Origin of the sequence: Clostridioides sp. ZZV14-6009, from assembly GCF_020658095.1 — a bacterium.
Taxonomy (GTDB): Bacteria; Bacillota; Clostridia; order Peptostreptococcales; family Peptostreptococcaceae; genus Clostridioides.
In genome coordinates this window covers 34998-49394 of the sequence record NZ_JAGWDG010000016.1, presented here as the reverse complement: position 1 = coordinate 49394, position 14397 = coordinate 34998, and the positions used below count along the sequence as shown (strand labels likewise).

Here is a 14397-nt window from a genome sequence, read left to right as displayed (position 1 = left end):
AAACAAGAATAAAAAAAGCAATAAATAAACAATAACAAAAGACTTAAAGTCTACATGAAGATAGAGAAGTAAAAAATAAACAAATTAAATAATATAAAAGTAAATCTAGTCAAAGTAAAAGTATTAAACCCAATTTGTAATGTTAACATTTTTTATATGTATTAAGAAATGTTAACATTACTTTTTTTATTTAGAATAGGGATTTTTACTAAAAAACTTTATAGAAATACTTGATATAAAAGTGACTATTATGATAGTCTAAAGGTGTGGTTTATAACTATTGTAATAGTCATTAGAAACTACACTACCCAAATAAATCTCTAAGAAAGGAAGATGAGTTATGAAAATAAAAAAATCCCTTATAAGTACAATGATGGCATCTGCTATAGTATTAGGAGGAACAGGAGCAGTATTTGCTGATGAAAGTAGTGATGTATCTAATATTACATTAGAGAAGTTTGATTCTCTAATAAAATCAGGAATAACTGAGCCTGCTGACTTAGAAAAATATGGAGTTGAGTATTACACTTATGAAGAGTATGCTAAGCGTATTGAAGAGTTAAAAGCATATGCTAAAGACACCACACAAGTTAAAGATTTAAGTTCACAAGACCTTGAAAATACAATTAAGAGTATGGAAAAAGATTTAGAAAAGATAAAAAATGAAGGTTTAAAGATTATGAAACCTATGAGAATAGATAATGGAAATGGATTGATAGGTTTCTATGGTCGTTAAATAATTAAATGATACAAAAGTAAATTTAGTCAAAGTAAGAAGTATTAATTCAGCTTGTAATGTTAACTTTTTTTAATGTATGTTAAGAAATGTTAACATTACTTTTTTTTGTTTGAAATAATATTGAAAATATTATGAAAATTCTAAAGAAAGTTAAATGCTAGTTATTAGATTCATTAAAATTTAAAGAAAATATCCAAATGGGTATTTTAAAAGCTGGTTTTAAAAAACTGAGGTTATTGGCATGACAATTGCTTAGTAAATAAAATAAGAACAATATTATAAATTTATGGATTCATAGTATTATTTACTATCAATATTTAAACTTTATTGATAATAAATATATAGTTGATAGCTTCTAAAATGTATCACTAACAAATACACTAAGTTATCAAAAAGGTATTATTTCTAAGGAGGGGAAAGGCATGAAACAATTGCTTACAGGAAATGAGGCAGTAGCACGTGGTGCTTATGAAGCAGGTATATCTTATGCAGCTGCTTATCCAGGAACACCAAGTACTGAAATATTGGAAAATATAGCACTATATAAAGATGACATAATTGCAGAGTGGGCACCAAATGAGAAAGTAGCAGTAGAGTCAGCAATAGGAGCGTCTATTGCAGGAGGTAGGGCTATCGCAGCTATGAAGCATGTTGGAGTAAATGTTGCTGCAGACCCAATATTTACATATGCATATATGGGAGTAAATGGTGCGATGATTATTGTATCTGGAGATGACCCTGGAATGCACTCATCACAAAACGAACAAGATAATAGACATTATGCTAAATTTGCAAAGATAGCTATGATAGAACCAAGTAACAGCCAAGAATGCAAGGATATGATAAAGGCTGCTGTTGAGATAAGTGAAAAATATGATACAACAGTTTTATTTAGAATGGTGACGAGAATATGTCATAGTAAAGGACTTGTCGAGTTAGGAGAAAAAGAAGAAACAGTTGTAAAAAAATATGAAAGAAATCTTTCTAAGTTTGATGCTATTCCGGCAACTTCAAGAGCATTGAGAATTAAACTTGAAGATAGATTAAAAAAGCTTGAAGAGTTTTCTAATGAAACTGACTTAAACTTTATAGAATGGAATGATAAGAAAATAGGCGTGATAACTTCAGGAGCTTCTTATGAGTATGCTAAAGATGTGTTTGGAGATACTGTATCATATTTAAAATTAGGATTTACATATCCTCTTCCAACAAAGAAGATAAGAGATTTTGCAGAACAAGTAGAAACTGTTTATGTAATTGAAGAATTAGAACCTTATATAGAAGAACATCTTAAAGAAAATAACATACCATGTATTGGAAAAGAAAAGATACCTAATATAGGTGAGTTAAATCCAGATATTATAGCGCAATCAATTTTAGGAGAAAAAAGAAAACTAATAGAATATAGCCAAGAAAAAATAGTTGGTAGGCCTCCAACATTATGTGCAGGATGTCCACACAGAGGATTTTTCTATGAACTAGGAAAGGTTAAAAATGTACTTATAAGTGGAGATATAGGATGTTATGGTTTAGGAGGAGCAGAGCCTTTAAATGCTAAAGATACTTGTATATGTATGGGAGGAGGGCCAGGTGTAGCTCATGGAGCACAAAAGATATTTACTAAAAATAATATTAACATGAGAACTATATCTACAATAGGAGATTCAACATTCTTCCATACAGGAATAAATGGTCTAATAGATATAATCTACAACAAAAGTAATACTGTAACATGTATTCTTGATAATAGAATTACTGGAATGACTGGTCATCAAGAAAATCCTGGAACTGGATTTTCATTACAAGGTGATGTTACTGAAATGATGGACATTGAGACTATAGTAAAAGCTTTGGGTTGTAAAAACGTAAAAATAGTTAATCCTAACATGTTGAATGAAGTTAAAGAAGCGTTAAATTGGGCTTTGTCAATTGATGAACCTTCAGTAATAATCACTAGATGGCCATGTGCATTAAAAAAATTTACAGAAGATGATAAGAAAAGATTTGACCTTACACCATCAATTTGTAGCGTAGATGATGAGAAGTGTATTGGATGTAAGAAATGTCTTACAACGGGATGTCCTGCTTTGAGATTTGATAAATCTAAAAAGAAATCAAGTATAAATCAAGCTCAATGTGTAGGTTGTAAAGTATGTGCACAAGTATGTCCAGTAAATGCTATAAAAAAGGTTGGTGAAAAATAATGAAAAAGGTTAAAAATGTATTGTTATCAGGAGTAGGAGGTCAAGGTACTGTTTTAGCAAGTAAAATACTTTCTGCAGGGCTTATAGATGCTGGATATGATGTTAAGATGTCGGAAGTTCATGGTATGGCTCAAAGGGGTGGAAGCGTAACAACACAAGTTAGATATGGAGAAAAAGTACATTCTCCTATACTTGGAAAAGGAGATGTTGATGTATTAGTTTCATTTGAGACTATGGAGGCTTTAAGATATCTTGATTTCCTTAAACCTGATGGTAAATTAGTAGTAAATGATTATGAAATGCCTTCAGCACCAATTTTAACAGGAAGAGTGGATTATCCTGAAAATATAATAGACGATATTAAAGAAAAAGTGGATGTAACAGTGATAAAGGCAGTTGATATTGCCAGAGGTCTTGGAAATGAGAAGGTTATGAATGTAGTACTTTTAGGAGCATTGATTAAGGCTTTACAGCTAGAAAATGACATAGATTGGGAAAAGATAGTGTCACAACAGGTTAAGCCTAGATTTATAGAAATTAATATAAAAGCTTTAAGAGAAGGAATGAATGTTTAGAAAATAAAAATTACAGATAAAAAACTATATTATATAAAGAGTTAGAAAAAATAATTATATATAATATACAAAAGGTTAGGAAAGATTAATTATAGATATAATACACAAGGGATTAGGAAAGATTAATTAAAAATATAATATATAAAGGGTTAAAAAATAATTATAAAATAAAATTATATGTAATAGTTATTTAATGCAATAGCTATTTACTGAGATAGTTATTTAAAAACGAAATTTTATTAATTTAAATATGGAAAATGAATACCTAAATAAGCAATATTTAATAAATATATTTATATAGAGATAACAATAAAATAAATACTTGAAAGGAAGGAGAGCTATTTAGATTATTAAATAGTATTTATAATATGAAAAAAGGCGATTTTATATGGAGTGGAGTTCTTATTTGTCTTATTGCTATTTTAGTGATACCAAGTAGTAGAGCGGTATTTATGGAAGCAACAGGTGCACATCCATATATTGGAGGTTTTTTCAAGTTTGCTGTGTTAGCAACAATGGGAGACTTACTTGGTGCTAGAATTTTGCATAAAGACTGGAAAATACCAGTAGGAATTTTTTACAGGGCTGTAGTTTGGGGAATTATAGGTGTAGTTACAACATATGCTATGTCAATTTACTCAGCAGGTGTAGGGCAAGCACAAGTAGATGGTATGCTTCCATTTGAAGGAATAGCTTTTGCAAATGCTCTATTTAAAAGTGCAACTATGAATATATTAATGTCACCGACTATATTTTTATTCCATAAGGTTATGGATTGTCTTATAGATAAAAAATACGAAGTTGGAAAGGGCGTTAAGGTAGCTCTTAAAGATGTAGTAAATGTTGTAGACTGGAATGCCTATCTTGGTTTTAGTGTTTTGAAAACTATACCATTTTTCTGGATACCATGTCATACAATTGTATTCTTATTCCCTGCTGAATATAGAGTAATTGCCTCTGCTTTTGCATCTATAGCTCTAGGATTAATTTTAGCATTAGCCAATAAATCTAAAGCTGTAAATTAATATTATTAATAAAGTTAGAGTTGTTAAGTTAAAATTATTGATTGCTATTTTTTAAGAAGCTTAAAATCCCCCATTTAAGAGTTTTAAGGTTCTAAAATAATAAGTTATAACTACAAAAAATGGCTGTTGGGACTATTATGATTATAGGTTAAAAAACTTATAACATATATTAGTTTATAACAGCCATTTTTTATGTTAAGTTAGTAAGTTAAAATCTAAATTAGAGGATTTAAAGAAGCTATTCTAGTTGTAGCTACATAAAGCCTAGATATTTCATACCATGTTTTAAAATCTACTACTCCACTTTGAGGTAAACCAAAAATTCCTTGGAATATTTTAACGGCATTTTCTGTATCTGTTCCATATATACCATCTTCTCTAACCTTTGGAATAGCTGGATAAGAGTTAGATATAGCATTTAACTGATTTTGTATAGTTCTAACATATTGTCCAGAAGAACCAACTTGTAGCGTAGTTCCAGGAAATGATACTGGTACACCACTAACGATAGGAGCTTTTTCAAATACTATTTCATCTCCATAGAAATATCTTAGGATTGACTCATAATCGTATCCTTGGTCACCTAGGTCTTTACTACCCCATTGAGTCATTTGATCAGGACATTGAGATTTTTGACCATCACAATATTGAGCTAATAATGGCTGTCTTGCGGTAGGAGGTCTTTTTATAAATGTATTAAATATAGCATCTACAGCCACATTAATTGGTTCAAATAGGTTTCTATTATTTATAAATTTATGATCATATGCTGTTGATGAGGTTATTGTAAAATTATATCCTTTGTTTCTATACCATTCAGTAAAGACTCTATTTAAAGTAAATGATATTATCGCTATTACATTTGCATAAATTGTCTGCTCAGGCCAAGTTGAATATATTTCAGATGAAGCTATGTTTTTAATGTACTCTTTAAATGGAATCCAATAATTTGCAGCTGATGTATTTTCTGGCAGACCATCATGAACTACTATAAATTCAGGTACTACAGGGTTATCTAATACAACGAAGCCAGTAGGTGGTGGCAATGGTTTTAAGTTACTTTCTGGAATTTTAGGAGGATAAGTACCATATAAAGTATGTTCTCCTATATCAAAAATCAACTCACTTTGTCTTGAGAAGGAACGCTTACTTCTTGTTCTAGGAAACATGGGAACTCCTTGTCTAGCTTCAATTGTAGCTAGTAATTGTGTCCCTTCTATGACAACTGTCTCATATCCATCTGCTATGGCTTCTACTATATACTGGCTATAAGGCCTAACATCAGATGGTTGTAGAGAGTAATCTACATCTGGTGCTGGTAATACTAATCCAGTCACTTGACCAGATTCATTGCTTATTAGGTTCTGGTATAAAGTTGATGAACTTTGGCTACCATTAGACATTGAATATATGTTTACTGTTGCATTTTGAATGGGTCTATTGTTAGTAGCATCAATTATACTTACTGTTAAGAAACCATCTTGCATCAAATCACCCTTTCTTTAAATGAATTTAGTTCCCTTATATTTCAAGATATGAATATAGCTTGAGATTTGTTAAATAATATAGATATAAATTTAAATTTTTTTGAGTGTTTTTAACTTATTTAATGGTAAAGAGTTTGATATATAAATTTGAATGTAGAAAAATTTAAAATAAAAGCTTAGAGAAAATAGAAATATAGAAAAAAATAAATTAAAAGTAAGTGTATATTTAAAACACAAATAAACTAAAAATAAGAAGTAATTATAAAACATAAATGAATTAAAAACTTTGAAAGGAAAATTACCTATGAAGCTGGATTTATTTTTATTGGCAGTAGTACCTATATTAATAGGTATGTTTTGGATAAGATCTAAAGATAAATATTGTAGAGAACCGTTAATCCATTTAATTAAATTTTTTATGATAGGTGCTTTTTTAAGTGTTATAATTATTCTTTTAGAAAATCTATTAATGAAATTTAATGTATTTGAAGGATATTCAGAATTATTATATGTATCATTTATAGTTGCAGGTCTTGTGGAAGAAGGTGTAAAAGCTTTAATACTAATCCCTTCATTGATTAAAGAAAAGCATTTTACTGAAAAACTAGATGGTATTATTTATTCTGTATTTTTATCTTTAGGATTTGCAACAATTGAAAATATAGTTTATATTTTCTCTGAAAGTAGAAATTTAGCACTACAGGTTGGTATTAATAGAGCAGTTATCTCCATTCCAGCACATGTAATGTTTGCTATTACTATGGGATATTATATTTCTAAGTATAAGTTTGAGGGGAATGAAAGTAAGAAACGTGAATACTTATTTATGGCTGTATTAATTCCGATTTTATTACATGGAGTTTTTGATTTTATATTGATGATAGAATATAGATGGGCTATTATATTATTTATAGTTTATGTAATAATTTTGTGGAAGATAAATCTCGATAAACTTGAAAAATATATGAATAACTCTAAAAAAGTGTTTTTTGGAAACTTAAAGAAAAAGAAAAGAAAATAAATGACGAACAAGCAAAGCAGATAAAAAGGGGGATTATAAATTTGGCAAATTTACCAAAAGAATTTTTAGAAGATATTAGAGAAATACTACAAGATGAATATGATGATTTTATAAAAAGTTATGATGAAGAAAAGACTACTGGTCTTAGAATAAATACATTAAAAATTGACAAAGAAAAATTATTGAATTTAGATTTATTTGATTTATATCAGATACCATGGGCAGATGAAGGTTTTTATTATGATGATAAAATTAATAGACCTGGTAGAAATCCATTACATGAGTCTGGAGCATATTATTTGCAAGAGCCTTCTGCAATGAGTGTAATACCAAAAGCAGATATTAAAGAAGGAGATAAGGTACTTGATATGTGTGCCGCACCTGGTGGCAAATCTACATATATATTATCTAAATTAAAAAACACAGGTTTATTGGTTTCTAATGAGATTAATGCGAGTAGAATTAAAGCTCTAGGAGAAAATTTAGAACGATTTGGGGCAAGAAATTGTATTATAACAAATACTGATTCTAATAGCTTAAGAAAGGCATTTAATGGGTATTTTGATAAGGTGATTATAGATGCACCTTGTTCTGGTCAAGGAATGTTTAGAAAAGATGAAGTGGCCATCTTAGATTGGAGTCATGCAAAAGTACTTGAATGCCAATCTATTCAAAAAGAGATTATAAGAGATGGATATAAAATGTTAAAGAAAGATGGTATTTTAATTTACTCAACATGTACTTTTTCAAAAGAGGAAAATGAACATGTTATAAATGAGTTTATCAGTGAACATCCACATGCAGAACTTGTTGAGATGGAAAGGCTATGGCCTCATAAAATAAAGGGAGAAGGTCATTTTGTAGCCAAGATAAAAAAATTAGAAGAAGAAGAAAGTAATGTAAAAGAATTAAAAATAAAAAATTTAGATAAAGAAATAAAGGATTATAGGGAGTTTGAAAAGAAATTTTTAAAGACTGATTTTTATAGCAATAAAAAAAATAAATTTTATTTAAGAGGGGAAAACTTGTACCTACTTCCTGAAATATATCCAGATACAAAAAAACTAAAAGTATTGAGATACGGTTTGCATTTAGGGGTTTTAAAGAAGAATAGATTTGAGCCTTCTCATGCATTATCTCATTACTTAAAAGTTGAAGATGTAAAAAACGTTGAAAACTTTAGTGTACAAAGCGAATCAATTCTTAAATATTTAAAAGGGGATGTTATAAATTCTAATGAAAGTAGAGGGTGGGTTTTGGTCTCGGTTGAAGATATACCTTTAGGTTGGGGAAAAGAATCTGCTGGAGTAATTAAGAATCATTACCCTAAAGGTCTTAGAAAAGTATTTTAAACTATTAGAAAAAAGAAGTATAATATTTATATTGTAAGTTTATGGTAGATTAGTTTTGCTGTAGATTGACTTAATATTGAACACAGAGGAGACGATTTTAGTGGGTGAAGCAGTTAAAAAAGAAGTTGTAGAGTGGATAAAAGTGATTGTCATAGCTCTTGTTTTGGCATTTGCAATAACGCGTTTTATAGTGCCAACAATAGTTAAAGGAGAATCAATGTATCCTACGCTTGTAGAACGCGATTATTTGATAGTCAATAGAATTGCGTACAAAGTAGGAGAGCCAAAATACAAAGATATAATAGTATTCAAAACCGACTTAACAGAAGAAAATGGAAAGAAAAAAGATTTAGTAAAAAGAGTTATCGGGGTTCCTGGTGACCATGTAAAGATAAAAGACTCCAAGGTATATGTAAATGATAAATTGTTAGATGAGGCTTCCTATATACATAATAATCGTACTGATGGAGATATTGATATTGTAGTTCCAGAAGGAAAATTATTTGCGATGGGAGACAATAGAGAAAGAAGTTTAGATAGTAGATACGATGAGGTTGGATTGGTCGACGAGCACACCGTTTTAGGAAAAGTTCTAGTCAGATTGTATCCATTTTCTAAGATAGGGACTATTGACTAAACATTATAAATATAAAATTTGGAGCAATCGCTGATTAACTGAAATCACCAGACCATACACAATAGTTGTCTATATTATGATTTGTATAAAAGTATTTACTAAAAAATTTATATACAAATAGACAACACCTTATTTAGTAGACTTATCTAAAAGATAGTGTTTAAAAGTAGCATTATCAATAAAGATAATATAACTATAAAGGAGAATTTGTGAATGAATGAAACTATTAAAGAAGAGATTGTAGAGTGGATAAAAATAATTATTACTGCACTTTTTTTGGCATTTATTATAACTCGCTTTATAAAACCAACATTAGTAAATGGAGAATCAATGTACCCAACACTTAAACCACACGATTACTTAGTGGCAAATAGAATGACATATAAATTATCAGAACCAAAATGTGGAGATATAATGATATTTAAGACTGATTTGTTACAAGATAATGGAAGAAAAAAAGAGCTAGTAAAAAGGGTTATAGGTGTACCAGGTGACCATTTAAAAATTAAAGATTCTAAGGTTTATATAAATGGTAAGTTATTAAATGAAGTTTCATATATACATGATAATTATACTGAAGGCGATATTGATATGGTGATTCCTCAAGGTAAAGTATTTGCTATGGGAGATAATAGAGAAGTAAGTTTAGATAGTAGGTATAAAGAAGTGGGATTAGTGGATGAACAGAATATTAAAGGAAAAGTTATTGTAAGAGTGTTTCCTTTTACACAAATAGGTATTTTTGAGTAGGTGATTTGTATGGCAGTTGGTGTGGCATCTTTATTGTTTAATATTGAAGATGCTTTAAAGCTTTGTGAAAGTACAAAGGAAATAACTCATTTGGAAATTGGTATTGATAATATATCTGAATGTAGTGAGTTATGTAAATATAAGCAGAGAATTTCTAAACTAGGGTTGTCTATAGGAATACACTTACCTATGGAATTAAACACTTGTGAAAATATAGAATATATACGAGCTTCGTGGATAAGTTTTATTGAGAAGATAGAATTAGAGCTAAAAGGATTTGATATAAGGTACTTTAATCTTCATTTGGGTTATATTATGACAAATAGACTTAAAAAGAATAGGGACAAGTATTTAGATAATAGTGTGGATTTTTTAAATAAGATAAATACAGATTCATATATTTGTATAGAGAATACTTATTCAAAAGGTGGCGATTTTTCAAATATTGGAAATATATCCTATGATTTTGAATATATATTTAAGAGGATTAAAAATTCTAAGATTTGTTTTTGTTACGATACTGGACACTGTTTAATTGATGAGGATGATTATTTAAATAACTTGAAAGATAAGATAAAATTGATACACTTAAGTGATAATGATGGTATCAATGATATACATGTTGGTATAGGAAGAGGTATTTTATCTGAAGAGAGTGTTAAAGAGGTTTTAAAATTAGATGCAGAATATTTAGTATTAGAAATAAATTATGAAGACATTGAAGATACTATAAGTAAATTGAATCATATTGTAGGAGAGGGTTAAATACCTCTCTTTATCTTGTTGATATGCCTTGTTGATTAAAATGTATATTCATCAAAAGGAAGGAGATGTTGAAGTGAAGAAAATAAATTTAAAAATAGACGGAAGAAATAAGGAGTATTCATTAGACGAAAATTCTTTGGGAATTAGACTAGGAGATATAGCAAAAGAGTTTTGCGATGAACATAAAGGATATATAACACTTGCAGTTGTAGATAATAAACTGAAAGAGCTAAATTGTAGAGTGAATAAGGATTGTGAGATAGAGTTTTTAGATACTACAAATGAAGATGGAGAAAGAGTTTACTTTAGAGTCATGTCATTTGTGTTTGTGATGGCTTGCAGAGAGATATTTTGGGACAGCAGAGTTACAATAGAACATTCACTATCTGGTGGACTATATTGTGAAGTTCATATAGAGAGAAAACTTAAAGAAGTTGATATTGAAAATATAAAAAATAAAATGCAAGAGATAATAAATAATGACTACATTATAGAAAAAATAGAAGTTACGAGGGATGAAGCTATTTCTATATTTGAAAATAATGAGATGTATGAAAAAGCAGAGCTTTTGAAATACAAGGAATATGATAGCGCTAAAGTATATAAATGTAGAAACTATATAGACCATTTTTATGGATATATGTTGCCATCAACTGGTTATATAAAATCGTTTGATATCATACTTTACAATGGAGGCATTATAATTTTAGGGCCTAGTGAAGAAGATAAGACTCTTCCTATGAAATTTATACCTCAACCTAAGCTATCAAATGTATATTATGAAGCAGAAGAATGGTCAAGACTCATGGGAATTGATAAGGTAGTATCACTTAACAGAATAATAGAAAATAATGAATATGGAGATATAATAAGAACATTTGAAGCATTACATGAAAAGAAACTATCTCAAATAGCAGATATGATAAAAGATAACAATAAGAGAGTAGTTTTAATAGCAGCTCCATCCTCATCTGGAAAAACAAGCTTTGCTCATAGACTATCAATACATCTTAGAGTAAATAACTTAAATCCGATTTCAATATCTTTAGATGATTATTTTATAGATAGAAAACATACTCCTTTAGATGAATATGGAAACTATGATTTTGAGTCAATTTATGCTATAGATTTAGAGAGATTCAACTTAGATTTAAATAAACTTTTAGCAGGTGAAGAAATTGAGGATATAAGGTTTAACTTTAAAGCTGGAGCAAGGGAGTATACTGGCAAAAAGATAAAGATAGACTCAAATCAACCAATTATATTAGAAGGTATACATGGGTTAAATCCTATTTTAACAGCATCTATACCAGATGAAGATAAATTTAAGATATACATAAGTGCCCTTACTCAAATAAATTTAGATGACCATAATAGAATTCCTACTGCTGATTTGAGAATGATAAGAAGAATTGTTAGAGATTATAATTTTAGAGGATATAGTGCTGATAATACTATTTTGCAATGGGCATCAGTTAGAAGAGGAGAAAAGAAAAACATATTCCCTTATCAAGATGAAGCAGATGCTATATTTAATTCCGCCTGTGTGTATGAATTAGCGGTTTTAAAGCGATTTGCTAAGCCTCTATTGGAAGAAATAGATGAAGATAATCCTGCTTATATTGAAGCGACTAGATTATTAAAGTTTTTACAGTACTTTGTTGAACTAGATGATATTTCTGATATACCAGGAACTTCAATCCTTAGGGAATTTATTGGAGGAAGTAAAATAGTTGATTAGCATGTATTATTGATTATTTTATTGTACTCATATTGAACTAAATATTTTCTTAGAGATACTGAATAATCTATGGTTTGTATTTTAAATAATATTGATGGAGTATTAAAGTGAAAATTCTATTTAGTTATCAAAAATTCTTTGTTTTGTGAGAATTAGTATAGATAATAAATACTGTTTAACTTTAATACTCCTTTTATAATATTATGATATTTTTTATAATATGCTTGAAAAATAAAGTTAAGTTTGCAAAAAATAGTTTTAAAGTATAATTTTTTTTAACACTGTTTTATTATAGTATAAACTTGTGCTAAAATAGAGTATATAACATAAGATGATGAGGTGCATATGAATACGTTAGATGAGACATTATTAAAAGAAATTATAAGTTCTAATAAAAAATATACAAATTATGGACAAGTTGCTAGTTACATACCAGAATTAAAAAATGCTCGTAGAAATGATTTAGGAATTTGTATTATAGATAGTGAAAATAACCTTTATAGTGCTGGAAATTGTAGCACGAAATTTACTATACAAAGCATTTCAAAACCAATTGTGCTTGCAATGGCACTTATGGACAATGACTGGGAAGACGTTTTTTCAAATGTTGGAATGGAGCCAAGTGGAGACCCATTTAATTCTATAATGAAACTTGAGACTAATGATACTAAAAAGCCTTGTAACCCAATGATAAATGCAGGAGCAATAGTTACCACTTCTCTTATAAATGGGAGCTGTTTGGAAGAAAAAGAAGAAAGAATGCTTAGTTTTTTTAGAAAGTTGGCAAAAAATGATAATATAGGAATAAATTATGATGTCTATAAGTCTGAAAAAATGACTGGAGATAGAAATAGAGCTATGGCTTATCTGTTAAAAAGTGATGGATTTATCAGAGGTAATGTAGAAGATGTTTTAGACCTTTATTTTAAACAATGCTCAATTGAAGTGGATTCTATAGATTTAGCGAGAATTGGTATAAATCTTGCTAATTATGGAGTAGACATAGAAAATGGAGAGCATTTAATGAGTGAAATGGTATCTAGAATTGTCAAAACCTTTATGATGACTTGTGGAATGTATGATGCTTCTGGGGAATTTGCTATTAAAGTTGGAATTCCTGCAAAATCTGGAGTTGGGGGTGGTATAATGGCTTCTGTGCCAGGACGTATGGGTATTGGTGTTTATGGACCTGCACTTGACAAAAAAGGTAACAGCGTCGCAGGAGTTAAAGTTTTAGAGGAGTTGTCAAATAAACTCAGATTAAATATTTTTTAAAATTTTAAGAAAGGATTTTTTTGACAACAACATATAATTTAATATATAATTAAATTGTAAAGAAATATGAATTAAATAAATTTTTTAGGAGGGGTCAATGAAAGAGGTATTGGTATTACGAGATTTGGAGTGCATAAAGGCTATTGCACATCCACGTAGAATAGATATTCTAAAAGCATTTGACAAATCGCCATTGTCAGCAAAACAATTATCTCAATTATTGGAAGAACCTCATGCAAAAATAAACTACCACATAAAAATGTTATACAAAGTTGGTATTTTAGAATTAGTTGAGGAAAAAATAAAGTCGGGGATTGTGGAAAAATATTATTATCCAAGTGCAAAAAATGTGGTTATAGGGAACAGGATACTTAATTTTTCTTTAGACAATGGGGAAGAAAAAGAAGAATTGTACATATCAAGATTTGAAAATATGAGTGAAGTTTTTTATAAAGCAGCAGAGGAAGATGTTTTAGAAAATGAAAATATAGTTGATTATCATGATATTTCTCTTACTCATGATGAATTAGTTGAACTTAATGACACTATGAAATCAAAGATAGATGAAATTTTAAATAAAAGACAAGACAGCGTTGAAGGTTCTAAGTATGATATAGCTATGGTTGTAGTTCCTACAGTTGAAGAAGAATGTCCTAATTAGAATCATTAATTATGTATTAATTATAAAACATAAGATTAGAGATTGAACATCAGAATTTACTTAATAATCAAAAAATACTTTTGAGCATGAGTAAAATAATGATTTTTAGTCTCTATTTTTTTATGCTATTAGAGTGAATAAATATGCTCTTTGAAATTTATCAAA

13 protein-coding genes are annotated in these 14397 nt (G+C 29.0%); 12 read left to right on the top strand and 1 reads right to left on the bottom strand.

Annotated elements, in window-relative coordinates; all coding sequences use genetic code 11:
• Positions 1-340 precede the first annotated feature (340 nt).
• From KGF36_RS16475 to KGF36_RS16460, 4 genes are all read left to right on the top strand, one after another.
• On the top strand, positions 341-736 hold the full coding sequence (locus KGF36_RS16475; protein WP_227829981.1) for a hypothetical protein: 396 nt from the start codon (positions 341-343) through the stop codon (positions 734-736).
• A 425-nt stretch (positions 737-1161) separates the two neighbouring features.
• The gene (gene iorA, locus KGF36_RS16470; RefSeq protein ID WP_227842756.1) at positions 1162-2943 is read left to right on the top strand and encodes an indolepyruvate ferredoxin oxidoreductase subunit alpha; all 1782 of its coding nucleotides are present in this window, start codon (positions 1162-1164) and stop codon (positions 2941-2943) included.
• Entirely contained in the window at positions 2943-3518 is a 576-nt protein-coding gene (locus KGF36_RS16465; RefSeq protein WP_227842755.1) for an indolepyruvate oxidoreductase subunit beta, read from the top strand. Before iorA ends, KGF36_RS16465 begins: the two co-directional genes overlap by 1 nt.
• 368 nt (positions 3519-3886) lie before the next feature.
• Complete coding sequence (locus tag KGF36_RS16460) at positions 3887-4543, top strand: hypothetical protein (protein WP_227829978.1); 657 nt, start codon at positions 3887-3889, stop codon at positions 4541-4543.
• 215 nt (positions 4544-4758) lie between these two features.
• Here the strand turns inward: KGF36_RS16460 and sleC are convergent, their stop codons facing one another.
• Positions 4759-6030: a spore cortex-lytic germination protein SleC gene (gene sleC, locus KGF36_RS16455; RefSeq protein ID WP_227854900.1), complete on the bottom strand. Its 1272-nt coding sequence runs from the start codon at positions 6028-6030 to the stop codon at positions 4759-4761.
• Between the two features lie 304 nt (positions 6031-6334).
• Here sleC and KGF36_RS16450 point away from each other — a divergent pair, with 304 nt between their 5' ends.
• The 8 genes from KGF36_RS16450 (at position 6335) to KGF36_RS16415 (ending at position 14232) form a co-directional block, all read left to right on the top strand.
• The gene (locus tag KGF36_RS16450; RefSeq protein WP_227829976.1) at positions 6335-7051 is read left to right on the top strand and encodes a PrsW family intramembrane metalloprotease; all 717 of its coding nucleotides are present in this window, start codon (positions 6335-6337) and stop codon (positions 7049-7051) included.
• A 41-nt stretch (positions 7052-7092) separates the two neighbouring features.
• On the top strand, positions 7093-8403 hold the full coding sequence (locus KGF36_RS16445) for an RsmF rRNA methyltransferase first C-terminal domain-containing protein (RefSeq protein ID WP_227829975.1): 1311 nt from the start codon (positions 7093-7095) through the stop codon (positions 8401-8403).
• A 100-nt stretch (positions 8404-8503) separates the two neighbouring features.
• A complete protein-coding gene (lepB, locus tag KGF36_RS16440; protein ID WP_227829974.1) occupies positions 8504-9040 on the top strand; it encodes a signal peptidase I in 537 nt (178 codons plus the stop codon).
• A 213-nt stretch (positions 9041-9253) separates the two neighbouring features.
• Entirely contained in the window at positions 9254-9790 is a 537-nt protein-coding gene (gene lepB / locus KGF36_RS16435; protein ID WP_227829973.1) for a signal peptidase I, read from the top strand.
• A gap of 9 nt (positions 9791-9799) precedes the next feature.
• A complete protein-coding gene (locus tag KGF36_RS16430) occupies positions 9800-10555 on the top strand; it encodes a sugar phosphate isomerase/epimerase family protein (RefSeq protein WP_227829972.1) in 756 nt (251 codons plus the stop codon).
• 73 nt (positions 10556-10628) lie between these two features.
• Entirely contained in the window at positions 10629-12296 is a 1668-nt protein-coding gene (locus KGF36_RS16425; RefSeq protein ID WP_227842754.1) for a nucleoside kinase, read from the top strand.
• Between the two features lie 345 nt (positions 12297-12641).
• Positions 12642-13571, top strand: coding sequence for a glutaminase A (gene glsA, locus KGF36_RS16420; RefSeq protein ID WP_227850757.1), 930 nt, complete (start codon positions 12642-12644; stop codon positions 13569-13571).
• A 97-nt stretch (positions 13572-13668) separates the two neighbouring features.
• Positions 13669-14232, top strand: a complete 564-nt coding sequence (locus KGF36_RS16415; RefSeq protein ID WP_227433610.1) for an ArsR/SmtB family transcription factor — start codon at positions 13669-13671, stop codon at positions 14230-14232.
• Positions 14233-14397: the final 165 nt, after the last annotated feature.